The organism is Janthinobacterium sp. GW822-FHT07H11 (genome assembly GCF_058798615.1).
This window is the reverse complement of sequence record NZ_CM179507.1, coordinates 1,464,226-1,488,506: the sequence shown is the minus strand read 5'-3', so window position 1 is coordinate 1,488,506 and position 24,281 is coordinate 1,464,226. Positions and strand designations below refer to the sequence as shown.

The 24,281-nt window shown below is 63.2% G+C and carries 20 protein-coding genes; 7 read left to right on the top strand and 13 right to left on the bottom strand.

The annotated features are described in order from the left end of the window. The first annotated feature begins 2 nt into the window (after positions 1 to 2). From AC3RCJ_RS06605 to AC3RCJ_RS06580, 6 genes are all read left to right on the top strand, one after another. The gene (locus AC3RCJ_RS06605; RefSeq protein ID WP_492959313.1) at positions 3 to 692 is read left to right on the top strand and encodes a hypothetical protein; all 690 of its coding nucleotides are present in this window, start codon (positions 3 to 5) and stop codon (positions 690 to 692) included. Further along, the gene (locus AC3RCJ_RS06600; RefSeq protein ID WP_492965276.1) at positions 611 to 976 is read left to right on the top strand and encodes an AcrVA2 family anti-CRISPR protein; all 366 of its coding nucleotides are present in this window, start codon (positions 611 to 613) and stop codon (positions 974 to 976) included. The genes AC3RCJ_RS06605 and AC3RCJ_RS06600 overlap by 82 nt, the downstream gene beginning before the upstream one ends. Before the next feature lie 103 nt (positions 977 to 1,079). After that, the gene (locus AC3RCJ_RS06595) at positions 1,080 to 3,911 is read left to right on the top strand and encodes a type VI secretion system Vgr family protein (protein WP_492959317.1); all 2,832 of its coding nucleotides are present in this window, start codon (positions 1,080 to 1,082) and stop codon (positions 3,909 to 3,911) included. A gap of 31 nt (positions 3,912 to 3,942) precedes the next feature. After that, positions 3,943 to 5,895, top strand: coding sequence for a phospholipase D-like domain-containing protein (locus AC3RCJ_RS06590; protein WP_492959319.1), 1,953 nt, complete (start codon positions 3,943 to 3,945; stop codon positions 5,893 to 5,895). A 2-nt stretch (positions 5,896 to 5,897) separates the two neighbouring features. Then, positions 5,898 to 6,926, top strand: a complete 1,029-nt coding sequence (locus AC3RCJ_RS06585; RefSeq protein WP_492959321.1) for a tetratricopeptide repeat protein — start codon at positions 5,898 to 5,900, stop codon at positions 6,924 to 6,926. A gap of 758 nt (positions 6,927 to 7,684) precedes the next feature. Beyond that, complete coding sequence (locus AC3RCJ_RS06580; protein ID WP_492959323.1) at positions 7,685 to 9,079, top strand: GntP family permease; 1,395 nt, start codon at positions 7,685 to 7,687, stop codon at positions 9,077 to 9,079. 1 nt (position 9,080) lies between these two features. Here the strand turns inward: AC3RCJ_RS06580 and AC3RCJ_RS06575 are convergent, their stop codons facing one another. From AC3RCJ_RS06575 to AC3RCJ_RS06555, 5 genes are all read right to left on the bottom strand, one after another. Then, positions 9,081 to 10,484: a sodium:solute symporter family protein gene (locus AC3RCJ_RS06575; protein WP_492959325.1), complete on the bottom strand. Its 1,404-nt coding sequence runs from the start codon at positions 10,482 to 10,484 to the stop codon at positions 9,081 to 9,083. Between the two features lie 128 nt (positions 10,485 to 10,612). Next, entirely contained in the window at positions 10,613 to 11,395 is a 783-nt protein-coding gene (gene pcaD, locus AC3RCJ_RS06570; RefSeq protein ID WP_492959327.1) for a 3-oxoadipate enol-lactonase, read from the bottom strand. 10 nt (positions 11,396 to 11,405) lie between these two features. Continuing rightward, positions 11,406 to 12,326, bottom strand: coding sequence for a catechol 1,2-dioxygenase (gene catA, locus AC3RCJ_RS06565; RefSeq protein WP_492959329.1), 921 nt, complete (start codon positions 12,324 to 12,326; stop codon positions 11,406 to 11,408). A gap of 33 nt (positions 12,327 to 12,359) precedes the next feature. Then, positions 12,360 to 12,650 carry a muconolactone Delta-isomerase gene (gene catC / locus AC3RCJ_RS06560; protein WP_492959331.1) on the bottom strand — a complete coding sequence of 97 codons (291 nt, stop codon included), beginning with the start codon at positions 12,648 to 12,650 and terminating at the stop codon, positions 12,360 to 12,362. A gap of 9 nt (positions 12,651 to 12,659) precedes the next feature. Further along, positions 12,660 to 13,769, bottom strand: a complete 1,110-nt coding sequence (locus AC3RCJ_RS06555) for a muconate/chloromuconate family cycloisomerase (RefSeq protein WP_492959333.1) — start codon at positions 13,767 to 13,769, stop codon at positions 12,660 to 12,662. Positions 13,770 to 13,871: 102 nt separating this feature from the next. On the opposite strand from AC3RCJ_RS06555, the gene AC3RCJ_RS06550 reads away from it, so the two are divergent. Next, the gene (locus AC3RCJ_RS06550; protein ID WP_492959335.1) at positions 13,872 to 14,798 is read left to right on the top strand and encodes a LysR family transcriptional regulator; all 927 of its coding nucleotides are present in this window, start codon (positions 13,872 to 13,874) and stop codon (positions 14,796 to 14,798) included. On the opposite strand, the gene AC3RCJ_RS06545 is transcribed toward AC3RCJ_RS06550, so the two are convergent. From AC3RCJ_RS06545 to AC3RCJ_RS06510, 8 genes are all read right to left on the bottom strand, one after another. Then, positions 14,790 to 15,182, bottom strand: a complete 393-nt coding sequence (locus AC3RCJ_RS06545; RefSeq protein ID WP_492959337.1) for a hypothetical protein — start codon at positions 15,180 to 15,182, stop codon at positions 14,790 to 14,792. The genes AC3RCJ_RS06550 and AC3RCJ_RS06545 overlap by 9 nt on opposite strands. A gap of 89 nt (positions 15,183 to 15,271) precedes the next feature. After that, complete coding sequence (locus AC3RCJ_RS06540) at positions 15,272 to 16,606, bottom strand: PepSY-associated TM helix domain-containing protein (protein ID WP_492959339.1); 1,335 nt, start codon at positions 16,604 to 16,606, stop codon at positions 15,272 to 15,274. 8 nt (positions 16,607 to 16,614) lie between these two features. Next, positions 16,615 to 18,738, bottom strand: a complete 2,124-nt coding sequence (locus AC3RCJ_RS06535) for a TonB-dependent receptor family protein (RefSeq protein ID WP_492959341.1) — start codon at positions 18,736 to 18,738, stop codon at positions 16,615 to 16,617. Positions 18,739 to 18,815: 77 nt separating this feature from the next. After that, on the bottom strand, positions 18,816 to 19,214 hold the full coding sequence (locus AC3RCJ_RS06530; RefSeq protein WP_492959343.1) for a DUF2946 domain-containing protein: 399 nt from the start codon (positions 19,212 to 19,214) through the stop codon (positions 18,816 to 18,818). 53 nt (positions 19,215 to 19,267) lie between these two features. After that, on the bottom strand, positions 19,268 to 19,864 hold the full coding sequence (locus tag AC3RCJ_RS06525; RefSeq protein ID WP_492959345.1) for a PqiC family protein: 597 nt from the start codon (positions 19,862 to 19,864) through the stop codon (positions 19,268 to 19,270). After that, positions 19,861 to 21,501 carry a PqiB family protein gene (locus AC3RCJ_RS06520; protein WP_492959347.1) on the bottom strand — a complete coding sequence of 547 codons (1,641 nt, stop codon included), beginning with the start codon at positions 21,499 to 21,501 and terminating at the stop codon, positions 19,861 to 19,863. The genes AC3RCJ_RS06525 and AC3RCJ_RS06520 overlap by 4 nt, the downstream gene beginning before the upstream one ends. Continuing rightward, entirely contained in the window at positions 21,494 to 22,786 is a 1,293-nt protein-coding gene (locus AC3RCJ_RS06515; protein WP_492959349.1) for a paraquat-inducible protein A, read from the bottom strand. Before AC3RCJ_RS06515 ends, AC3RCJ_RS06520 begins: the two co-directional genes overlap by 8 nt. Positions 22,787 to 22,914: 128 nt before the next feature. After that, positions 22,915 to 24,276 carry an amidase gene (locus AC3RCJ_RS06510; protein ID WP_492959351.1) on the bottom strand — a complete coding sequence of 454 codons (1,362 nt, stop codon included), beginning with the start codon at positions 24,274 to 24,276 and terminating at the stop codon, positions 22,915 to 22,917. Between the last annotated feature and the right edge of the window lie 5 nt (positions 24,277 to 24,281).

Here is a 24,281-nt window from a genome sequence, read left to right as displayed (position 1 = left end):
ATGTGCATCCTGTGCATGTGCGAAATATCGGTTTTTATCACACATGGCAACGATGCGCCGCGCAGCGCGAGGACGGGGCCGCCCAGTTGAGCGCCGCAGACGTGCTGGCCAGGCTGCATCTGCGCTTCGCCGAGAACGACGACCTGGTGCGCAATATTTTACTGCGCCACTCGCCTCGCAATTTTTCCCGGGACGCCATCGAGTGCGACGCCATGTTCACCACGGCGGCCCTGATGTTCTGGCAGCGGCCCAACGTGGTGATTGAGTTGACACCGGCATTGGAGCGGCTGCTGACGAGTTCCGACTTGGGCGAAGACATTCCCGCCGCCCAGTTGCGACCGCGCATGGCGGCCTGCTACATCCGATTCGGCGAGGCGATGCGGCAAGCAGTCGTGCTGCCCGCAGAGACCGGCGTTCATAGCATCCAAGGTGGCTATGTGTTCGCCTCAACGTACAAGGGTAAACGAGCCATTCCCATTGTGGCGATTTATGCGGCGGGCCGTGACGAGCCCCTGGGCATCAGCAGCCTCGATTTTGTCATCGAGGACGAGCAGGAATCCCTGCTCGGCGTCATCCGGCGTCAGTGCGGGGGACGGTACAGTCCGATTCCTTGCTGGCGCAGCAAACGGCCCTGGCACAGCTTTGCACGAAGGTTTTTCTGTACTGGGCCATCGAACAGGCACGGCATGTAAGCCTGACGCCGCATGGCGACGCGTTGCGGCGCTTGCAGGGCATGGGGTCCAGAAAGGCCGCCAAGCTGCGCCGACAGACCGAACGCCTCTATGACCGCGTGGTATTGGGACCGGACACGCTGCCGGCCCATCTGCACGGCGTGTCCGGAGAGATGTCGCCGCACTGGCGGCGCGGCCACTTCCGCATGCAGGCGCACGGACCGCGGCTGTCGCTGCGCAAGGTGATGTTCATTTCCCCCACGATAGTGCGCGCGGACCGGCTCACTATTGATGAGCTCCCTTGAGTCCCCTCAATACGGCTCCCCCGACACGCACCTACAGTGGCGGATACAGCATCAATAACGACCCATCTCATCCGCCGTCGGCGGGAAGCACATCGGAGGCTGCATGATACGCAACATCGTGGACGCTGGCATGGCGGCGCTGTCCGTATTCGGCGCCCAATCGCAAGCCAAACGGCTCATGCGCATGGACTTCCCGCAGGCGGACGGTCCCGCGAATGCCGTCATGCTGGTCAACAAGGTGCGCATGCGCGAGGAGTTGTCGCGCGACTTCCGCATCGAGGCCGAGGTGCTGTCGGATGACACCGGCATCCCCCTCAAAAGCATGATGGGCAGGATGGTCACCATTTCGCTGGTGCGTGAGAACGGCAGCCTGCGCTACATGAACGGCTACGTCGGCAGTTTCCGTTTTGTCCGCACCGACGGCGGCTTCGCCTATTACCAGATGGTGCTGTCGCCCTGGCTGGCCTTCGCCAGGCTGCGCCAAGACAACGTCTCCTTTCACCACCGCAGCACCATCGAACTGACCGAAACCACCTTCGGGCACTACCGCCAGCGCGACTGGAAGGCCAGGCTGGCCCCCGGTTACGACGATAAAAAACTGACCTGCGCCAACCAGCATAACGAGACGGACTACAACCATCTGCATCGCCGTTGGGAAGACGCGGGACTGTATTACCACTACGAGCACCGGGCCGATGGCCACACGCTCATTCTCAGCGACAACTCCACCCTGGCCGAGCCCATCGACGACGCGCATGTCACCGATGCTGCAGACCAGATGCAGTTTCGCGCCCAGGCCGGGTCCGAGGAGGCGGACGGGATTGACGACTGGCAAGCGGTACGGGAACTCGGCTCCGGCAAACTGACACTGGCCAGTTTCAACTATAAGAGCCCGCATCCGCAACGGGTCCAGGGCAGCTCCCTGAACGCGCAGGGCGACGTGGACGGCTACGAACTCTACGAAAACACCGGCGCCTACGGCTACCCGAATCTGCGTGACGGCGAGACCCTGGCGCAGCGCCGCATGGAAGAACATGACCAGCGCACCCAGTATTTCGAGGCGGGCGGCAACGACCGCGCCGCGCAGCCAGGCCGCACGTTCAAGCTGAGCGGCCACTTCAGCGCGGAAGTCAAGGCGCCGGCGCCCGGCGAAGACAGGAAACCGGGTATCGGTGCGCGCGACTATCTCATCGTCTCGGTTGAACATGTCGCGAGCAACAATTATCCCGCCGGCCCGGACGGCAAATCGGAATACAGCAACACCCTCACCTGCCTACGCCGCGACATACAGTGGCGCCCGGGGCGTCAGCACAACAGCGTGCCGTGTGGTCATCCCGGCGTGCAGACGGCCATCGTCGTCGGCCCGCCCGGCGAGGATATTTATACCGATGAACTGGCCCGGGTCAAACTGCAATTTCACTGGGACCGGCTGGGCACATTCGACCAGGCCAGTTCGCCCTGGATACGCGTCATGCTGCCCATGGCTGGCCAGTACTTCGGCCAGATGTGCTTGCCGCGCGTCGGCCAGGAAGTGGTGGTGCAGTTCCTCGATGGGAACATCGACCACCCCATCGTCGTCGGCGTCGTCTACAACCGCGACAACATGCCGCCCTGGCATTTGCCGGCGCAACGCTCGCTGGCGGGATTGCGCAGCCGCGAATTGAACAGCGGCGGCGACGGCAACAGCAACCATCTGGTGCTGGACGATACCAAGGGTGCCCTGCAGGCCCAGCTCAAGAGCGACCACGAGCACAGCCAGCTGTCGCTGGGCAGTATCACCCGCATTGACACGTCCGACGGGCGCATGGATGCGCGCGGCGACGGCTGGGAGCTGGCGACCAATGCCTGGGGCGTGGCGCGCGCGAACCGGGGTATGCTCCTCACCACCGAGGCGCGTCCCAACGGCGCCTCGCACATCAAGGACATGGGCGAGACACAGCTGCGCCTGAACGCCGCCCATGCCCGGCAGGAGGCGCTAGCCAGGCTGGCCGAGCAATCGGGTGCGCAGGACGGCGAGGACCAGGCCAAAGCAGTGGCTGCCATCCAGGCGCAGAACGACAGCATCCGGGGTGGCGCGGGCGCCAAGGGCAGCTTTCCCCAACTGGCAGCGCCGCACCTGGTGCTGGCCAGCCCGGCCGGCATCGAGGCCACGACCCGCGGCAGCACCCATCTGGCCAGCGACCAGCATACGGCCATTACCACCGGACAAGACCTGTCCATCGCCAGCGGCGCCAGCCTGTTCGCCAGCGTGCGGCAAGCATTCCGCCTATTCGTGCAGCAGGCCGGCATGCGGCTGGTCGCGGCAGCCGGCGATATCGATGTGCGGGCGTTGAAGGACAGCATCAACCTCCTTGCCAAGCTCAACATCACGCACACGGCCAACCGTATCACCATCAGCGCCAAGGAAGAAGTGGTCATCAACGGCGGCGGCAGCTACGCCAGGTTCAGCGCCGGCGGCATCGAACAAGGTAGCAATGGCACCTTTGTCGCGCACGCAGTGAGCCACAGTTTGCTCGGCCCGAAGAACATGCAGATAGCCCAGGTGCAACCGCCACAGGCCCAACTGAAGGGCGCGGGTACGTTTCATTTGAACAGTCATCCGGCGGCGGGCGGCGCCCTCAATGCCGGCTTGCCCTACAAACTCTATAAGGATGGCGCGCTGACGGAGCAAGGGGTGTTTGACGACGATGGCAACATGACTTTCCAGCACGAGCTGGAAAAGCAGTCCACCTACGAGTTGGAGCTTCCCAACGGCAACCGCTATGCCGTAGCGCCGAACCCACATGACGAGAAACAGGAAATGAGCGCTGGCATCGGCTACCACGGGTACACCAATTCGGGCGGGGCTGCCAACGAGGGCTACGCGACGCTGGAACAGAGTCGTGTGCTGTCAAATCCCGCATTGGACGACGGCGAAGATTTATCCGAAGCATGACGCCATCGCTGACTTTTTTAAGGACTGCACCATGAGTGGCATGAACAGCAACGTAGACCTCTACAAGCAAACTCTATCCTATCGCGACAACGACGCGCCCTACCAATGCCTCGCACAGCCTTGGTTTGTTCATGTTCCATATCCCGTCCATCCGCCGCGTTATCGCTGTTTTATTGAACCATTGATTTGCGGAGAGGCCGTCTTTAAGAAAATCGCGAGGGACCTGCAAAAAGCCACGCATAGTGTCGATATCATCACGTGGGGATTCGACCCCGGCATGGTGCTGGTGCGCGGGAAGAGTCCCGAGGATGGGATACGCTATGGAGACTTGCTAAAAAAGATTGCTTCGCGGGCAAACAATCCGGTCAAGGTCCGGTTGCTGGTTTGGCACGATGACGTCGCATCCGAAACGCTCATGAAGAGTAATCCGGGCTATTACGGCAGACGGTTTCCCAACGTTGGAGGCATCGCGCACGGTTACTTCAGCGAATCCCATCAAGCCTATAACGCCGAATGGTATGCGCAAGTTTGCGACGATGCGATACCAAACATTCACTTTCACGTACGCGAAGTGCCACTGGCGGTATTGAAAACATCATTAGAAGGTGAGCCCAAGCCGACAGGATGGGTGGCGAAAGGAATGGCGAGAGCAACAGCAGCGTATGCCGCCCACCACCAGAAAATGCTTCTGATTGACTATGAAAATCCTGTAAATGCGACAGGCTACGTGATGGGACATAATTCCATCACCGATTTTTGGGATACCCCAGAGCACCATTTCCGCGACCCCAGGCGCGAGCGCATCTACGACACGGAGCATGTGGCGCTACAGAAGGCTGCATGGAAGGAAGGCGAATGTTATGACTTGCCCGGGCCAGGATACAAATTGAGCGAGCGGCAGCAGGCGGACAAGGAAAGGCTGGTTCAGTCCTACATCGACAAGCATAGCCGTGTGGCCCAACCTTACCAGGATGTATCCTGCCGCCTATTCGGTCCGATTCTCTACGACCTCAATCACAATTTCTGCCAAGCGTGGCAAGAGTCGACCAGACCCAGTTCCTTTTTCATGGAAACCGCGTGGTTTTTTAAAACGCCAGTCACGCGCATTGTTAAAAAAATCGGGGACTTACTGCATCGCGAGATGGACCCTGATTTTATCGCGCGGCGCGCAAAGATACCGTTGAGCGCGTTCAAACTGCAAAACGGGCCGCACAATGTGCAGTTGCTGCGCACCCAGCCGCAGCATGCCGAGAAGACCGTCAAGGAGTGCTACGCCAATCTGAATCGGCAAGCTCTGCGCTACATTTTCATACAGAACCAATATGTCCAGTACGCGCCTTGGGCGGACCACCTCATTGAGTGCGTGGGTCGCCTACGTTCGGCCGGCTACCTGAAGCCGATGTATGTGTTCATCCTGACCTCCACCCCGGAGACTGACAGCATGGATTTGCCGACCTATGACCTAGCCAGCAAGGTCGGCATGAGCGAAACAATGAAGGTGGAGCACGAAAGGGCCGTGAAGCAGGCTCGCGAGAAAAAGACTAAACCGCCTATATCCGCGGAAGAACTATCTGAACACGGCATCAACGTTTTTATGGGCTCGTTGTGGACTTGCGCAAGAGACAAGGATAGGTTGCAAGCGACGGATTACGAAGAAATCTACATTCACACCAAGGTGGCAATTGTGGATGACGCGGCGTTCACGATAGGCTCGGCCAACTTGAATTTGCGCAGCATGGCCCTGGACAGCGAACTCAATGTGTTGAGCGAGGCGAAGGATGTGGCGTTTCAATTGCGCAGTGATTTGTTCAGCCAGTGCTCCGGGTTGGCCGGACCGGCGCAATTTGGGGATATGACGGATACGTTTCAAAAATGGCAGGAAAGCGCTTCTATAAACGCGAACAACAAAAAATCGGGAATTCAACTGACAAGTCAGCTACTGCCCTTCTACGTTGACCGAAAACCTGGCATCCCTGTCGTTTAGCCATGGAAAAATTAAGACAACGAAGGATATATGCCTCGGCTCTGCTGGTGGTATTGGCTGTAGGCGCATTTTTCCTCAATAGCTATTTACAGGAGAGAACCTTGCATGCCCTGCCATATGGATTCAAAAAATTTAGCTTGGACGACCCGCTACCAGCGTGTGCCCGTTGGAAGGAACACATGCCGGCCAGCCGCGACCCGGCAGCATACCGGCTCTACATCGAGGCGCGCAAGGTGTGGCGTAGCAAAATAGGGTGGCAATTCACGCGTGAGGAGGCCACGCGCATCCTCACCGATGTAAAAAAAGCGGCCGACTTGGGCGACTGGGGAGCACGAGCACTGATGGCGCATTTTTATCTGCGTGGGCTCGGTGTTCTCGAATCCAATCACGTACTTGATGCAGACCCCGACAAGAGCGTAGACATCGTCCGCATGGCCGCCAAGGAAATGCAACCCTGGGGTCTGTATGACCTCGGTGTCGCTCACGAGCACGGCTATGGCGGCGCGCACTACGATGTCGATTTAGCTTGGGCATACTATCTGAAGGCGGCCCAGCTCGGCAGCCCGGAAGCACAGATGACATTGGCTCAAGCTTATAGCGAAGCTGGACGCCGGGGAGATGAGGCAACCATGCTGCAGTGCGCATATCATCAGGGGCACGGACCAGCAGCCCACGAGCTGGCTCTAAATGCCAGAGTGAGTATGAAGTTTCAAGATGCTATACGCATATATCAAAATGGCGTGAAATTTGGGAGCCTAGAATGCGCGCGAGACCTTAGGATTATGTTCAACCAAGGGTATTGGGCCAGGAACTCTGACAAGGAAAAAGATGCACTAAGGCCCTTGGGAATTAAAGTAGACACGGAGCGAGAAAGGCGCTACGAAGCGATTTACGACGCGTTGGAAATCAATCCCGACCTCAAGCTGAGCAGGCTCGACCAAGTACTTCCGTTGCCTCCGGCTGAATTGCCACCCTGGTCCGGTGTGGAGGACGCGGTCGAGCCAGAGTCATACGACAAACCCACGTACTGAGCTAACCTGAATGTCCGTCACATCTCATGCGGTTGCAAACGGCTCTCGTCTACGATGGCTATATTGCCTTGTTCTGCTGGCGTCGCTCGTCGCTGCGGCTTTTTTCCTCTCAAGCTACTTACAGGAGAGAGCCTTGCATGCCCTGCCATATGGATTCAAAAAATTTAGCTTGGACGACCCGCTGCCAGCATGTGCCCGTTGGAAGGAACACATGCCAGCCAGCCGCGACCCGGCGACATACGGACTCTACATTCAGGCCCGCAAGCTCTGGCGCAGCAAGATAGAGTGGCAACTTTCGCACGACGACGCGACGCGAATACTCAGCTTCGACATATAAAGTGTGAGCCATTCATACGAGATTATTGGTTTTGGATGCAAGGCAGACAGGTCGCCATCGATTGTGGTGGTCGGCATTTTGCAGGAACCCAATCCTTATATGACATCAATACCTTGCGTATGATTGAATCATTTTTTCAAGCGGATATGCCGGAAAATAGACGTCCCGTTTGGTCCAAATAGGAAGCAATCTCCCCGCTGATTGAGCGCCGGCGGTATTTCGGTGGCCGTCCAGGGCGACAAGACGGCGTGCGGGTGCTCGCTCATCGGCAAGGTCAACGCGACAGTGGGATAGCTGGCCGTTGGCATCTATCGGTGCCTGGGCGCAATTCTTGATCCGTGCGTTGGCACGCACCGTGGAAGTGTGATATTAATTGAACAATTGATTAATTAAACACTTCCATCGCGCAAGGGCCTGATCGATGTCTTTCCTGATAGTTCTGGCCGCACTGGCCTTCCTGATGCTGGCCGCCTACCGCGGCTACAGCGTGATCCTGTTTGCGCCCGTCGCCGCGCTCGGCGCCGTGCTGCTCACCGACCCGTCCGCCGTGCCGGCCGTCTTCAGCGGCATCTTCATGGAAAAGATGGTGGGCTTCATCAAGCTGTATTTCCCCGTCTTTTTGCTCGGCGCCGTGTTTGGCAAGCTGATCGAGCTGTCCGGCTTTTCGCAGTCCATCGTCGTGGCCGCCATCCGCTACATCGGCAGCGCGCGCGCGAATGCCGTCATCGTTGCCGTGTGCGCGGCCCTGACTTACGGCGGCGTGTCGCTGTTCGTGGTGGTGTTTGCCGTGTATCCGTTCGCGGCCGAGCTGTATCGCCAGAGCAATATCCCCAAGCGACTGATGCCCGGCGCCATCGCCCTGGGCGCGTTCTCGTTCACCATGGATACTTTACCGGGCACGCCGCAGATCCAGAACATCATCCCCACCACCTTCTTCAATACGACCGGCTGGGCCGCGCCATGGCTGGGCACCATCGGCGCCGTGCTGACGGTGATCATGGGACTGGCCTTCCTGGAATGGCGCCGGCGCTCCGTCATGGCGACGGGCGAAGGGTATGGAGTGGAAGCGGAGCAGGCCAAGACCGGTGGTGGCGACTTGCCCCATCCGCTGCTGTCGGTGGCGCCGCTGGTGCTGGTGGGCGTGGCCAACTTTGCGCTGACCAAGCTGATTCCCCACTGGTATGGCGCCAGCTATGTGCTCACCGCCGAGGCCTTGCCGGGCTTGCATGCGCCCGTGTCCACGGCGATCGCTTCCGTGACCGGTATCTGGGCCGTGGAAGGCGCCTTGTTGCTGGGAATCTTGCTCGTCTGTGCAACGGCCTTCGGGCGCATCCGTGCCGCCTTCGCCGAAGGCACCAAGGCGGCCGTCGGCGGCGCGCTGCTGGCGGCCATGAATACGGCATCCGAATACGGCTTTGGCGGCGTCATCGCCGCCCTGCCCGGTTTTCTTGCAGTCAGCAATACCTTGCGCAGCGTGCCCGACCCGCTCGTCAACGCGGCCGTGTCCGTCACAACCCTGGCCGGCATCACGGGCTCGGCCTCGGGCGGCATGAGCATCGCGCTGGCCGCCATGTCGGACAGTTTTATCCAGGCCGCGCAACAGGCGCATATTCCGCTCGAAGTCATGCACCGCGTGGTGGCCATGGCCAGCGGCGGCATGGATACCCTGCCGCACAATGGCGCCGTGATCACCTTGCTGGCCGTCACGGGCCTCACGCACCGCCAGTCCTACCGCGACATTTTCGGCATCACCGTCATCAAGACGGTGGCCGTGTTCCTCGTCATTGCCATCTATTACATGACGGGGCTGGTCTAACCTAGAGGTGCGACGACGATGCCGGCTTCGCCACAGCTTGCGCCGGCTTGAACAGATGGCTGATGCCCATCGTCAGCAGCGGACCGGCCAGCGCCAGGTAGGAACTGTCCACGCCGTACGGATTGCCCGCCAGGAACCAGCCGATGGTGGCGATCACCGAGACGATCACGCCGACAAAGGCGCCGCGCGGCGTGCCGAATTTCGGCGCATAGAAGGCCATCAGCACCAGCACGGCCAGGGTGGCGCGCAGGGCCTTGCCGAGAAAGGCGATCATCAGCAGTTTTTCCGCATACAGCGCCAGCACCAGCGGCAGCAGGCCGGCCACGACGATGGCGATGCGCAGGAACATCAGCGATTTCGCGTCATTCTTCGCCTTGTTGTACCAGGGATCATAAAAATCCTTCATGGCCAGGGTGGCCGATGCCAGGGTGGTGGCGGAAATGCCGCCGAACAGGGCGCCGGCCAGGCCGACGATCATGATGCTGGCGGAAAAGGCCGGCATGTGCGCGATCAATGTCGGGAAGGCGTCGATCGACTTCATGCCCGGATACAGCACGGCGCTGCACATGCCGATCAGGGCTGCCATCAGGCCGAACGGGATCATCAGCGACGACACGTAATAGCAGGCGCGCTTGGCCACGGCAGGGTTGTCGGTGCTGACCAGGGCCTGGATCACGTATTGCGTGGCGAAGATGGAACCGATGCCGCCTATCATCCAGGCGATGATCTGGCCCCAGCCGATCTCGACCCAGTTGAACATCTTGGCCGGCAGCTGCGCCTGCAGCGCGCCGATGCCGCCGGAGGCTTCCAGCGCATAGGCCAGCGCCAGGATCACGCCCAGGTATTTGACGATGGAGTGGGCAAAATTCGTGTACACGACCGAGCGCATGCCGCCCAGGCTGACGTAGATCACGGTAATGGCGCCCACCAGCAAGATGGCCACCGTCTTGTTGATGTGCAGCACGGCCGCCAGCACGGCGCCGCCGCTCGCGTACAGGGCCACGGCGACGATGCCCAGCGCGACGATGGTGAGTATCGACGCCGCATAGCGCACGGGCTCGCCATACGTTTGCGCCAGGATGCCGGAAATCGTCGACTGCCCGCTTTCCTTGTATTTTTTGACCAGCACGATGGCCAGCAGCAAGAAGCCCAGCGACAGCGCCACCAGGTTCCAGGCGGCGGAAATACCCAGTTCATAGCCCTTCTGGGCCGTGCCGATGCTCACCGAACTGCCGATGAATTCGGAGAGCAGCAACGCACCGATCAGGTAGGCGGGATAGTTGCGCCCGCCCGCCGTCATGCCCTCTGCACTGTTGGCGTGCTTGCGCACGCTGTAGGTAATGTACGACATGAGGGCAAAGTAGCCCACCGTGATCGCCGCGATGATGATTAATCTGTTTTCCATCCGTCTACTCCAAGTCTGCTTTTTCTTATTATTTTTCAATAAAGCTTCCCCTGCCGCGTACCGGACCAGCCGGCAGCGGTACTCAAGGGCAAAGCGAATTCTTGCCGTGCCGCTCAGGCGCGACCAGCTTATTGCAGCAAAAAGGCCCGTAGCTGCGCCGTGAATACCTGCTCCGCCTCGACATTCGAGATATGCGACGCGGCCACGCTCGCCAGGCGGCTGCCTGCCACCTGCTGCTGCAGCCGGCGCGCATCGTCCACCGTCGTCACGGGATCGTGCTCGCCTGCGATGAACAAGGTGGGCACGGCTATCGTGCCGACGGCGGCGCGCAGGTCCGCCTGTGCCAGCGCCTCGCAGCAGGCCGCATAGCCGTCCGCAGCCTGTGCGCCCAATGTAGCCACCAGGTACGCCACCGTGTCCGGCTCGCGAGCGATAAACTGCGGCGTGAACCAGCGCGCGGCGGCGCCATCGGCCACCGCGGCCATGCCGTCGCGCCTTACTTGCTGCGCGCGCGCCAGCCAGGCATCGGCGGTGCCGATGCGCGCCGCCGTGTTGGCCAGCACGAGTTGCGTCAAGCGCTGCGGCTGGTAAATGCCCAGCCACTGCCCCGTCAAGCCGCCCATGGAAATGCCGCAGAACGCGGCGCGCTCCACATCCAATTGATCGAGCAGCGCCACAACGTCCAGCCCCAGCCGCTCGATGCCGAATGCTCCGGCGCCGGCGACGGACTGGCCATGGCCGCGCGTGTCATAGCGCACGACAAAAAAATCATCGGCCAGCGCGGCCACTTGCGCCTGCCACAGGGACAAGTCCGTGCCGAGGGAGTTCGACAGGACAAGGCAGGGCTTGGCGCGGTCGCCATCGGTGCGGTAATGCAGGACGCTACCGTCGGAGGTCAACAACTCGGGCATGGCGTCGTCCTCAGGCTGCGGCGCGCGGCCGTTCGACCTCGGCCGGCGGCAGCGCCCCACTGTCGCGGCTCAGGTGAAAATCAAAATCGATCGAGGCGAACGGCTGTTCGAGCTGCAGGGCCGCCAGCTGCGCCGCATCGTCGATGCGCGCAATGGGCGGCACCAGGCCTTCACGCGTGGCAAAGGCGAAATCGTCCCACAGATAATGGTCGCCATCGATATTGATCTGCGTGGTCAGCTTGCGGTGGCCCGGCGCGCTGATGAAGAAATGGATGTGCGCAGGGCGCTGGCCGTGCCGCCCCAGCAGATCGAGCAGCCGCTGCGTGGTGCCGTCGGGCGGGCAGCCGTAGCCGACGGGCAGGATGCTGCGAAACTGGTAGCGTCCTTTCTGGTCCGCAATGATGGTGCGGCGCAGGTTGAACGGCGATTGGCTCTGGTCGAAGAAGGAATAATTGCCCAGCAAGTTTGCATGCCAGACCTCGACCTGCGCGCCGGGAGCCGGCTTGCCATCTGCATCAAATACGGTGCCCTGCATGTAGAGCACTTCGGCGCGTGCGCTCTCGCTGCCATCGTCCAGCCGGGCAAAGCCCGTGCTGCGCGGCGCGCCGGCCACGTACAGCGGGCCTTCAATGGTACGCGGCGTGGCGCCTGCCATGCCCGCTTTCGCTTCGGCCTCATCGGCCCGCAGGTCGAGGAAGTGCTCGAGGCCCAGGCCGGCGGCCAGCAAGCCCAGTTCGCTCGACGCGCCGGCAGACGACAGGTAGGACACGCCACTCCACACTTCGCTGGGCGTCAGGTCCAGGTCCTCGATGGCCTTGCACAAATCACCCAGCAGGCGCAGCACCACTTGCTGTACGCGCGGGTTGGCCGGTCGGTCGGCCGCTTCCACGATCCACTTCTTGACGAGGGTATCAATGTCGGTATGGTTCATCAGGTGTCTCCTTGAGTGAGGGTACTGCGCGGGTCAGGAATCGTCGTCGCGGACCGACGAGGGATGGCGGCACAGCGGCATCACGTCGACCTGCATGTAGGGAAACAGCGGCAGCGAGGTCAGCAAGTTATGCAGTTCGTCCACGCTGTCCACGTCGAAGACGCTGATGTTGGCGTACTGGCCGGCGATGCGCCACAGGTGGCGCCACTTGCCCTCGTGCTGCAGGCGATGCGCCAGTTCCTTTTCCGTTTGCTTCAGCTGCGCCGCCTGCTCGGCGGGCATGCTCAACGGCAGGTTCACGTTCATGCGTACATGGAATAACATGGTTTCTCCTTATTGACGCTGCATGGAACGCAGCTTGTCCATATCGATCTCGACGCCCAGGCCCGGCCCCGTCGGCACCTGCAGCATGAAGTCGCGGTACACGAGCGGCTCGCGCAAGACTTCCTGCGTCAGCAGCAAAGGCCCGAACAATTCCGTGCCCCAGGCCAGTTCCGCAAATGTGGAGCAGACGTGGGCCGTGGCCGCCGTGCCGACGCCGCCTTCGAGCATGGTGCCGCCGTACAGGCCGACGCCGGCCAGGCGCGCCACGGTCGCCACTTCCAGCGCGGGCAGCAAGCCGCCCGACTGGGTGATTTTGACGGCAAACACGTCGGCCGCATCGGCCTGCGCCAGCGCCAGCGCATCGGCCGGGCCGTGCAAGGCTTCGTCGGCCATGATGGCCACGTCGAAGCGCTGTTTCAGGCGCGCCAGCGCGGCGCGGTTGCCGGCCTTCACCGGTTGTTCGATCAGGTCGATGCCGCCCGCTTCCAGCGCGGCGATGCCGCGCACGGCGTCCGTCTCACTCCAGGCCTGGTTGACGTCGACGCGCACGCTGGCCCGTTCGCCCAGCGCCCGCTTGATTTCCAGCACGTGAGCCACGTCGTCCATCACGTCGCGCAGGCCGATCTTCAGCTTGAAGATGCGGTGGCGGCGCAAGTCCAGCATTTTTTCCCCTTCGGCGATATCGCGCGCCGTGTCGCCGCTGGCCAGCACCCAGGCCACGGGCAGCGCATCGCGCACGCGGCCGCCCAGCAATTCCGACAGCGGCACGTTCAGGCGGCGCGACTGCGCATCGAGCAGCGCCGTCTCGATCGCGCACTTGGCGAAGCGGTTGCCCTGGATGACCTTGCGCACACGGGCCATGGCCTTGGCCACCGCGCTCGCTTCCATGCCGACCAGCAGCGGTGCGATATAGGTATCGATATTCGTCTTGATGCTTTCCGGGCTTTCGCCGCCGTAGCTCAAGCCGCCGATGGTGGTCGCCTCGCCCCAGCCCGTGATGCCGTCGGCGCAGCGCAGGCGCACCAGCACCAGGGTCTGCGTATTCATGGTGGCGACGGACATCCGGTGCGGGCGGATGGTTGGCACATCGACCAGGTAGGTCTCGATATTTTGAATCATATTTATTCCGTATAATTCTGTGGAGTGGTGACACGATATTCCCCGAATGTCCCCACGTCCAACACCGAGTTGGTATCAAACCTATACCTGAAAGGTATGAAGATGGAACTACGGCATTTGCGCTACTTCGTTGCGGTCGCAGAGGAAAGGAACTTCACGCGGGCCGCCGCGCGCCTGCACATCGCGCAGCCGCCGCTGAGCCGGCAGATGCAGCAGCTGGAAGAAACGCTGGGCGTGGCGCTGATCGAAAAGGGCTCGCGGCCCTTGCGGCTGACGGAAGCGGGCGAGTTTTTCCTCGCCCATGCGCGGCCCCTGCTCGACCAGGTGCGCGACCTGCAGGCGATGACGCAGCGCGTGGGCAAGCTGGAGCGCACCCTGTCGATCGGCTTCGTCGCCTCGACTCTGTATGGCGAATTGCCCGACATCGTGCACCGCTTTTGCGAGCGCCATCCCGAGGTCGACGTGACCCTGCATGAAATGACGACGGTGCAGCAGTTGAAGGCCCTGAAGGAAGGCCGCATCGACGTGGGTTTCGGGCGCCTGAAAAGCGAAGATCCCAGCATCCGCCGCATCCTGTTGCGCGAGGAACGGCTGGTGGTGGCCCTGCCGCCCGGCCACCGGCTGGCCAAGGGGGAAGACGGATTGCGCCTGACTGACCTGATCCACGAGACCCTGCTCGTGTATCCGAAAGCGCCCCGCCCCAGCTTTGCCGACCAGGTGCTGGCCATGTTCAGCGAAGGCAATGTCACGCCCGGTCCCGTCACGGAAGTGCGCGAGCTGCAGATTTCCATGGGACTGGTGGCGGCCGGCCAGGGCATTTCCATCGTGCCGGAAAGCGTGCAGGCCATGCATCACCGGAACGTCGTGTACCGCAAGCTGGACGACAAGCATGCGTTCTCGCCCATTTTATTCAGCATGCGGCATATGGACCGCTCGCCGGAACTGGAAAACCTCCTCGCCGCCGTGTATTCGATCTACGATGAACACGGCATCGCGCACGTCAAGGAAAGCCTGTCGCCCTCACGCTGACAGCGGCGCGTCGGCCAGCAATTGCGGGCGCAGCGCGCGGATGCGCAGTTCGGTGAAGTAGCCGCCCGCCTCGTTGTAGCGCAGGTAGTGGCGGCCGCAGTCGAGGCAGCGGGCCACCTGGCTCAGGTTGGCGGGATAAAAGCGCGGCGCGATGGGCGCGTCCGCGCTGTCGTAGCGCGTGCCCTGCGGGTGGTACTCGGCAAACGTCGGTTCTTCGTACGGGTCTTCGCGCAGGGTGCCGACCTCCTCAAAGCGGTCGAGTTGCAGCGAGGTGGGCAGACGCTGCCAGGCATCGAGCGGCACGCTGCAGCAGCTGCATTTTTTCGTCACCAGCGCCGAAGCGGCGGCCAGTGCGGACAAGGCGGGAAAATCGATGAATACCATGGTTTAGCCATTGCAAGGGGCGGCCCATGGCAACGAGCCTGGCCGCACTCCCTTATTCTAACGCAGCAATCGCCGGGCCGTATGCCATGTCAACGCGCAGCCATGCGCCGGCGTCTGGCGCGCTCCAACCCCAGCTCCAGCAGCATCAGCATGCAGCCGGAAATGAGCAGCAGCGGCATCAGCGCGCACATGCCGGCCGCCACCAGCCAGGCCAGCGGTGACGGCGAGGTCCAGGCGCCCGGCAGCAACTTGGGCAAGCCCGAAGTGCCTGGCAAACGGCGCTTGAAGAACATCACCCAGCCCGACACCAGCGAAAACAGCACGCTGGCGCCGAACAGCAGCAGCAAGGCCTGGTTCCACCAGCCGAATTCGCCACGGTGAAACGGGATGCCGATGGCGGTCGCCTTGCCGAACGCCGTCTGCGCGTCCCACCCTGCGTAATACAGGGGCTTGCCGCTGTAGGCGTCGAATTGCAGGTCGAAGCGCAAGGTGGGCTGGCTGCGGTCGGCCATCGTGGCGCGCCACACATCGTCCTGGCTGGCCGGTGCCGTCAGCTGCACGGCGATGGCCGGCGCATGGCTGCGCGCCACCCGCCACGCATCCTGCCAGTCGAGCGGAGCGCCCTCCTCGGTCGAGTGCAGGCCGCGCGGCACAGGCGGCGGCGCCTGGCCGCTGACGTCGCGCAGCACGCGGATGCGCGCGCCCGCCTGCTGGCTCCACGTCAGGCCCGTCGTCAGGATCACGACACTGACGATGCCGAGCGCCACGCCGATAAAAGCATGCCACTGGCGCCAGCCATTGCGGCCCCGCGCGCCCCGCTTAGGCAAGCCAGATTGCGCGCCGCGCGGCCACCACAGCACCACGCCCGTCACCAGCATCACCATCAGCCAGCTGGCGGCCAGCTCGATCATCCAGCGCCAGCCATCATTCTGCAGCAGGCGTGAATGCAGCCTTTTCGCCCAGTTGCCGAAACGTTCGCTGCCGGCCAGGCTGCCCAGCACGCGCGCGTCATACGGATTCACGTAGACGATGATGGCTTGCGCGGGCAGGCCGAATTTCGGCTTGACCGGTGCGGCATGCCCGCCATGGCCCGCATGTTCGTCGGGCGCGCCGCCGGGCGGCGCGAACGCCACCTGCACTGCGTCGTCCTGTTGAAACGGCGGCACCACGTGCTGCACCGTCCAGCCATGCGGGGCCGCCCGCTCCGCTGCCGCCACGGCGGCGTCCAGCGGCAGCATGGACGCTTGCGGCGCCACGTGATCGAGGTGCTGGTACAGCCGTGCCTCGATCTGCGGGGTGAAGACGTACAGGATGCCCGTCAGGGTGGCCACCAGCGCGAATGGCGAGGCGATCAGCGCGGCCCAGAAGTGGATGCGCCAGTACAGGCTTTTGCGCCGTGCGATAAGAAAGGTGTGATCGTCCATGGCCAGCCTCACAGTCCATTATAGGTATAGGCCAGGCCCAGCATCACGCTGCGCGGCGCACCGGGCGTGTACTGGTTCTGCGTATTGGCCGCGTAACTGCCCACACCCGAATAACTGCTGCTGGCCGAATCGGCATAGCGCTTATCGGCCATATTGCGCACCTGCGCCCACGCTTCCAGCCCGCGCGCGAGCTGGTAGCTGGCGCGCAGGTTCAGCAAGGCATGGCCCTTGTACTCCACCGTATTGGCGTTGTTCATCCAGTAACGGCCCTGGTGCACGGCCTCGAGTGCGATACGCGCGCCGGCCATGGGCTTGTAGCCGATCTCGAACGAGGTGATGTCGCGCGGCGCCTGCGGCATGGTGCGGCCGCTGTAATCGAGGGTACTGGAGACCTGGTAGCGCAGGTAGCGGTGGCGCGCGATGGCCGTGGCGAAGCGCGCGTCGAACGGGCCGCTGTCGTAGTTCAGGCCCAGCTCCAGCCCTTCGCTGCGCGTGCGTCCCGCATTGCGGTTTTCGCTGTTGCCCGGCGAGAGCGTGTAGCTGACGATGGTATCGCGCCCGTCGAGCCGGTACAGGGCCGTGTCGAGTTTCAAGCGGCCCTGCAGGAAGGCCCAGCGCAGGCCCAGTTCATAGTTGTTGTAGACGGATGGCTGCAGGTCGGCGATGCCCGTCTTGCCATACAGCTGGCTTACTTCGGGCGGCGTAAAACCCTGGCTGACGTTCGCATACGCGCTGCCCGCATGGCCGATGGCGTAGGTGGCGCCCAGCTTCGGACTCATGTGCGAAAAGCTGCGCGACTCGTCGGGGGCGCCGTCATTGACGCTGCCGCCGGGCGCCAGCTTGTTGTGGTAATCGTAGCGGATGGCGTCCGAGCGGCCGCCCAGCACCACGCGCGTGCCCGCCAGCGGAGACCATTCCCACTGCGCGAAGACGGCCGTGTTCAAAATGTCCGTCTGGTAGTCGCGCACGCCCTGCGGGTTGCTGGCATTGGCCAGGGTGTAGCGCAGGTAGCGGCCCGTGGCGGCATCGCGCACGATGGAGAGGTTGTCGCTGACAAAGGGATTGTCGCTCCTGTCCACGTACACGCCGGCGACCAGCCGCGAACGCAGCCAGGCGAACTCCTGCTGGTGTTTCACGTCCAGGCCCAGCGAATCGACGTGGTTGTTGTTGATGACGCCCTTGCACTTCAGCCCCACGCAACTGCCGATCGAATACGCGGGAATCTGCCCATGGTCGTTCTTGCGCGTAAACACGGTGACGGTGCTCGTGCCATGGGCCGTCGTCGCGCCCTCCCACGCCAGGTTCATGCGCGTGGTCTTGTCCTTGCGATAAGTAAAAGTGTTCAGGCTCTTGCCCGGATTGCGGCGGTAGTCGTTCTCGAACAGGCTGCCCGTCATGGCGGCGTCAAGATCCGTGTGGACAAGGGTGGCGCGCAGCTGCGAGGTGGGGCTGAGCGCATAGTCGGCGCGCAGCGAGAACGAATCCTTGTCGCCATAGCTGTACTCTTGCCAGTTGTCGCGCGAACGGCGCGAACTGTAGTGGGAAAAGCGCAATCCCAGCGGCCCCCAGGTATCGCTGGCGGACGTGTCGTAGCGGGTGAAACCGCCCACATTATCGCGCCGCACGCCCACCTTGGCCGTCGGCGTGACGCTGGCGCCGGCCGTGAGGAAATTGACGGCGCCGCCCACGGCATTGCTGCCGTACAGCGAGGAGGCGGCGCCCTTCACCACTTCCACGCCGCTGGCGCCCGCCATGTTCATTTCATTGAGCGAGTTGTGGTTGAAGACGCCCAGCGGGCGGATGGGGATGCCGTCTTCCAGGTACTGGTAGACGGCATTCGTGCCGATGGGCTGGCGGATGCTCATGCTGTGCTGCTCGTTGCCCAGGTCATTCCAGTACACGCCGGCGATGCGGTTGAGGATATCGCCCATGGTCCTGGGCTTGTCGCGCTCCAGTGCTTTGGCATTGACGACGCCGATGGCCTGCGGCGTCTCGGACAGCCATGATTGCGCGCGCGAGCCGGAAACGACGACGGTGTCGATGGCGTGGTCGGTTTGCTCAAGTTGCTGCGCCCGCGCGCAGGGATAGGCCAGGGCGATGGCTGCCGCCAGCACCAATAATGTCTTGTTCATGTGATTCTCGTTTAAGTGTGCGGATGCGGGACGTCACACCGCAAGGTGGACAGCGCCAGCATTGAAAATGCGAAAACTTAAATGAGACCGGGCGGCGCGCGCGACTGCGCGGTGGACCAGATGAAGAGAGGGAAAGGAGACTGGTAGTACAGCGACGGCAAAATGGCCGTGCCGGTAATGACGGGCAGCGGCAGCACGGGGCTGGGCGGCAGGCCGACCGAACCGGCATGCGTGGAACAGAAGGCGCAATGCTCCATCTGCATGGCCTTGCCGCCGGATTTGCCATCGGCGGCGCCGTCATCGGCCTGCACAAGCTGGACAAAACGGATGCCGGCAACCGAGCAGATTTCCGCCCAGCCGGAGCCGGATTCCTGCTTGGCGTTGGCGATGGCCTGGGAAATCGACGGCGCGAGCGCCGCCAGCAGGATCGCGAAACAGGCGATCCAGGCGGCGCAGCGGCGTATAAAAGAGGTCATTCCCATCCCCGCATTTTACCAGCGCCCGCCTGGACTGGGTAGCGGAAGGCGGCTCAGGCGGCCGGGCAGGCGGCGTTGCCGTTGTCAAAAGCACGCACGACGCTGGCCGCATCGGCGGCGATGCGGTGCACCGCGCGGCGGTGACCGAGTACCAGCGCATCGTAGCCGGCACCCACCTTTTCATTGGCCACCGTGCGGCAAGTGAGCACCTTGTTGCTGGCCAGCTGGCGCACGCTCCACACGGCATCGATCAGCGCGTACTGGCCCATCACGGACTCGAAACGCTGCACGTTGGTGCTAATGCGGTACACGGGCAAGTCGTCGGGATGCGGCGTGCGGAACACATCGATGGCGCCCAGGTCGTTTGTCACGGCCGTCGACAGGGCCTGGCCGATCTCGCCGGCCAGCGGCCCCGCCCAGCGCTGCTGCTCCAGCAGTTCGATGCGGCCCGACGGCGCCGTCACGACAAACTGGTTGCGGCTCACCTGCTGCGGCACGCTGACGGCCAGCACCTCGACATAGTATTTCACGGGCTTGGCCGGCTGCGCGTCGGCGCCGCCGCTGAGCGTATAGAAATGCTCGGGCTGGGGCGTGGAGCAGGCGCCCAGCAGGCTGGCCGCCAGCAGCGCGGCAAACATCGGCTTCATCATTTTTTTTCATCTCCTTTTTTACCGCGGATCAGGGACTCGGGGTGGCGTTCCAGGTAATCCGACAGGGCGTTCAGCGATTGCAGGGTTTGCGTCAGCTGCTGCAAGGCCTGGCGCACGTCCGACTGCAGCGGCGAATCCTTTTGCAGCACCTGTTCGGCCGTGCCGAAGGTCTGCTTCGCCGCCGTCAGCGTATCGCGCATTTCCGGCACCACCTGGCCATCGAGCTGCTTGAACAGGGTATTGGCCTGCTTGATCGTGGCATTCAGGTTATTGCCGATCTCCGCATACGGTACCTGATCGAGCTTGCGCGCGATGCTGGCGATCTGCGTCTGCAATTCATCGAGGGTGTTCGGCACGGTCGGCACTTCCAGCGGATATTTGTTCAGGTCCAGCGCCACCTTCGGCGCTTTCGGGAAGAAGTCCAGCGCGATGTACAGCTGGCTGGTCAGCAGGTTGCCCGTGCGTAGCTGGGCGCGCAAGCCGCGGCTGACCATGCGTTCGAGCAGCTGGTGGCCGGCCGAGCCTTCCTCATCGTCGACGGCGGCCTTGAAGCGCATGCCCAGGCGGGCCGGGTACAAGTTGACGGTGACGGGCATGCGGAAGTTCTTCTTCACGGGATCGAACTCGATGCCGACCGAGCGCACCTCGCCCAGCACGATGCCGCGGAAATCGACTGTGGCGCCGGCCTGCAAGCCGCGCAGGGACTGGTCGAAATAGAACACGGTGGTGATCGCCTCGCCATCGGGCTCGCGCATGGCGCTCGCTTCATCAGCGGCCAAGCGGTAGCTGGTACCGGCCGGCGCCGGCTCCTCGGGCTTGCGGCCGTTCTCCGCCTCGAAGGCGATGCCGCCCACCAGCATGGCGGCCAGCGACTGCGTATTTAGCTTGAAGCCGTTGGAATCGAGGCGCACGTCGACGCCGCTGGCATGCCACCAGCGCGCATTCTTGCCGACAAATTGATCGTACGGGGCATTGACGAAGACGGACATGCTGATACCGTTGCCATCCTTGTCCAGCGCGAAGCTGACCACCTTGCCCACCCTCAGGCGGTGGAAGAACAGGGGCGAACCGACATCGACGGAACCGAGGCTGTCTGCGTGCAGGGTGTACAGCTTGCCCTTCTGGTCGCCGGCCACCGCGGGCGGACTTTCCATGCCGATGAAGTTCTCCTTCTTCTGCTCCGACTTGCCCGTGTCGACGCCGATGTAGGCACCCGACAGCAAGGTGCCCAGGCCCGTCACGCCGCTGGCGCCGATCTGCGGGCGCACCACCCAGAAGCGCGAGTCGGCGGTGGCGAAGCGGCGCGCTTCCTTGCTCATGTCGATCGTCACGAGCACCTTGCTCAAATCGTCGCCCAGGGTGATGGCGCGCACTTGCCCGATGTCGACATCCTTGTACTTGACCTTGGTCTTGCCCGGCTCCAGGCCTTCGGCGCTCTTGAAGCTGACCGTCACCGTGGGTCCCTGGTCGAGGATGGACTTGGCGGCCAGGCCGGCGCCGATCAGCGCGGCCAGCAGCGGAATGAGCCACACCAGCGACGGCAGCCAGCGGCTGGCCGGGTCCACATCGGGTTCGGGCAGCCGCGCCACTGCTGGCGCGCCGGTTTCGGCAAGGTCGCCCGCTTCTTTGTCAGACATGCTGTTCTCCAATCACTGTATTGTTTCCGGTATTTGCCAGCACCACGGGTTCTTCCTCGCCAGGCACCTGCCCGTCGACGGGGTCCCAGATCAGGCGCGGGTCGAACTGCATGGCCGCCAGCATGGTCAGCACCACCACGGCGCCAAAGGCCAGGGCGCCGGGACCGGCCGTGATCACGGCCAGCGACTTGAAGCGCACCAGCGCCACCGTCAGGGTGACGACAAAGATGTCGAGCATGGACCAGCGGCCGATGAATTCGACCATGCGGTACAAGATGGTGCGCTGGCGCGGCCGCCAGCGCGAACGCCGCTGCGCCGTGAATGCCAGCAGCGCCAGCACGCCCAGTTTCAGCATCGGCACGACCACGCTGGCGATGAAAATGATGATGGCGAGACCTTTCGAGCCGCTGGTCCAGAACAGCACCACGCCGCTCATGATGGTGTCATCCTGCGCACCGAACAGCGATTGCGTGACCATCACGGGCAGCAGGTTGGCGGGAATATAGAGGATCATGGCGGCGATCAGCAGGGCCCAGGTGCGGTTGATGCTGTCCGGTTTGCGCACGTGCAGGGCCGTGCCGCAGCGCACGCACGCCAGGTGCCTGCCCTTGGCCAGCGGCGGCGCCACCAGGCCGCAGGCATGGCAGGGAACGACCTTTTCGCCGGACGCGAAAGCCTTGTAGCGGATGCCGGGCAGCGCCTGGCGCGTCAGCTCGTCGCCCAGGTTCCACAGGGCCTTGGGGTCGAACGAGACGACGATAGCCAGCAACAGGGTCAGCGCGCCAAACGCGAACAGGCCAGGTTGCGGCAGCACGGTGGCCAGGCTGGTCATCTTGACGACGGTGATCAGGATGCCGATCATCAGCACCTCCGTCATGCCCCATTCGCGCGCCGTCTGCACGGCACGCAGCACGCGATTGAAGCCCGGCACCTTGACGCCGCCGCGCAGGCCCAGCGCCACATACAGCAGGGAACCGAGTTCGATGGCGGGAAAGAGAATGGTAAACAGGAAGACCATCGTGGCCACGATGTGCATCTGCTCGTACCACAGCACGCGGATGGAGCCGAGCAGCGTAGCGCTCGAGGTCAGGCCATTGACGTCGAGTTCGACGATGGGGAAAAACTGGGCGATCAGGAAGACAAAGGCGGCGCCCAGGGTCAGCGCCACCACCTTGCTCAGTTCGGCCGATGCGCCACGCGCGTGAGCCCCCCGGTACAGCACCGAACGGCAACGGATGCAGCGCGCCTTTTCGCGCGGACGCAGCGGACGTTTGCGGTACAGCACGCCGCAGTCATGACAGCTAATCAGGTCGTATCGGTGCACAGTGTGAAGTTTGCCGGCGCCCGCAGCGCGACTATCCCATGTCAATGCCAGCCATCATGACAGAATTGGCATTTTCCTGCACTATGGCACTATTCTTTTCCGTGCCCTCGCAGCAGGGCCTCCACGGCGCGGCCGATTTGCAACACTGTATCGTCGGCGCCGGCCAGGCCGCAGATGCCCAGCCCCACGGGCAATTCGCCATCCGCATGGCAAGGCAGCGACAGCGCGCAGCCGTCGAGGAAGTTGATGACGCTGGCGTTGCGCAGCACCAGGCCGTTCGTGGCAAAGAAGGTGGCGTCATCCGCTTCCAGCGGCGCGACTTGCGGTGCAAGGATAGCCACGCTGGGCATCAGCCAGGCGTCGAACGGCGCCAGGCGACGCCTGGCGATGGCGATCAGGCGCGCACGCGCATCGAGCAGGTCGATGTAGTCGGCTGCGCCCTGCTGCTGGCCGCGGCGGATGCGCGCCGCCACGCGCTGGTCGTATTGCGCGCCCTTGTCATCGAGCAGCGCCCGGTGCCAGTGCCAGGCTTCCGCCGCCACCAGGCCCCCGCCGCCATTGATACCCGGCAGCTCCAGCAATTCGGGAAAGTCAAACCGTTCCACCAGGGCGCCGGCTTGCCGCAGCTTGTCCAGCGCGGCATCGAAAGCTTGCTGCACCTGCGGTTCGACATTGGCGCCCACGTAATCCGCAGTAAAACCGAAACGCAGGCCTTTCAGCGCTGGCGCGCCACCGGCAAGCTCCTGGCCCGATAGCGCCGCATGGAGGATGGCGCAGCAATCGACGCTGCGCGCGATGGGGCCGGCCGAGTCGAGAGAGCGCGACAAGGGCACCGTGCCGGCCAGCGACACGGAGGCTGCCGTCGGTTTGAACCCAGTCAGGCCGCAGAAGGCGGACGGGATGCGGATCGAGCCGCCCGTGTCCGTGCCCAGCGCGCCGGCCGCCATGTCCAAGGCCACCGTGACGGCGCCGCCCGAGGTGGAGCCGCCTGCCACGCGCGCGCCGTCGTGCGGATTGCGCGGCGTGCCGTAATGGGGATTCAAGCCCAGGCCGGAAAATGCGAATTCGCTCATGTTGGTGCGGCCCAGCAGGATGGCGCCGGCCGCGCGCAGGCGCGCCACGGCGCCGGCATCCGTAACGGCGGGCGGCGCCGTGGCCAGCGCCAGCGAGGCGGCGCTGCTGACCTGCCCCTTGACGTCGAACAGATCCTTGATCGAAATGGGGATGCCGGCCAGCGGCGAAGGCACCAGGCCGGCCGCGCGCGCCGCGTCGCTGGCGCGTGCCTCGGCCAAGGCCTGTTCGCCATCGAGGCTGACATAGGCATGGCCACCCTGCGCCCGGTGCGCCTCGGCGCGCGCCAGCATCTGCTCTGTCAATGCCACGCTGGTGATGCGGCCGGCGGCCAGGTCGGCCGCCAGTTCCCTTATCGTCTTCTTTCCAGTCACATCCATGCTGC

What these genes read in the sequence shown, in the direction of transcription:
- AC3RCJ_RS06585 (WP_492959321.1), top strand. Translation starts at nt 5,898, where the DNA reads ATGGAAAAATTAAGACAACGAAGGATATATGCCTCGGCTCTGCTGGTG.
- AC3RCJ_RS06540 (WP_492959339.1), bottom strand. Translation starts at nt 16,606, where the DNA reads ATGGACGATCACACCTTTCTTATCGCACGGCGCAAAAGCCTGTACTGG.
- AC3RCJ_RS06525 (WP_492959345.1), bottom strand. Translation starts at nt 19,864, where the DNA reads ATGATGAAGCCGATGTTTGCCGCGCTGCTGGCGGCCAGCCTGCTGGGC.
- AC3RCJ_RS06575 (WP_492959325.1), bottom strand. Translation starts at nt 10,484, where the DNA reads ATGGAAAACAGATTAATCATCATCGCGGCGATCACGGTGGGCTACTTT.
- AC3RCJ_RS06595 (WP_492959317.1), top strand. Translation starts at nt 1,080, where the DNA reads ATGATACGCAACATCGTGGACGCTGGCATGGCGGCGCTGTCCGTATTC.
- AC3RCJ_RS06550 (WP_492959335.1), top strand. Translation starts at nt 13,872, where the DNA reads ATGGAACTACGGCATTTGCGCTACTTCGTTGCGGTCGCAGAGGAAAGG.
- AC3RCJ_RS06535 (WP_492959341.1), bottom strand. Translation starts at nt 18,738, where the DNA reads ATGAACAAGACATTATTGGTGCTGGCGGCAGCCATCGCCCTGGCCTAT.
- catC (WP_492959331.1), bottom strand. Translation starts at nt 12,650, where the DNA reads ATGTTATTCCATGTACGCATGAACGTGAACCTGCCGTTGAGCATGCCC.
- AC3RCJ_RS06520 (WP_492959347.1), bottom strand. Translation starts at nt 21,501, where the DNA reads ATGTCTGACAAAGAAGCGGGCGACCTTGCCGAAACCGGCGCGCCAGCA.
- AC3RCJ_RS06590 (WP_492959319.1), top strand. Translation starts at nt 3,943, where the DNA reads ATGAGTGGCATGAACAGCAACGTAGACCTCTACAAGCAAACTCTATCC.
- catA (WP_492959329.1), bottom strand. Translation starts at nt 12,326, where the DNA reads ATGAACCATACCGACATTGATACCCTCGTCAAGAAGTGGATCGTGGAA.
- AC3RCJ_RS06510 (WP_492959351.1), bottom strand. Translation starts at nt 24,276, where the DNA reads ATGGATGTGACTGGAAAGAAGACGATAAGGGAACTGGCGGCCGACCTG.
- AC3RCJ_RS06545 (WP_492959337.1), bottom strand. Translation starts at nt 15,182, where the DNA reads ATGGTATTCATCGATTTTCCCGCCTTGTCCGCACTGGCCGCCGCTTCG.
- AC3RCJ_RS06530 (WP_492959343.1), bottom strand. Translation starts at nt 19,214, where the DNA reads ATGACCTCTTTTATACGCCGCTGCGCCGCCTGGATCGCCTGTTTCGCG.
- AC3RCJ_RS06555 (WP_492959333.1), bottom strand. Translation starts at nt 13,769, where the DNA reads ATGATTCAAAATATCGAGACCTACCTGGTCGATGTGCCAACCATCCGC.
- pcaD (WP_492959327.1), bottom strand. Translation starts at nt 11,395, where the DNA reads ATGCCCGAGTTGTTGACCTCCGACGGTAGCGTCCTGCATTACCGCACC.
- AC3RCJ_RS06580 (WP_492959323.1), top strand. Translation starts at nt 7,685, where the DNA reads ATGTCTTTCCTGATAGTTCTGGCCGCACTGGCCTTCCTGATGCTGGCC.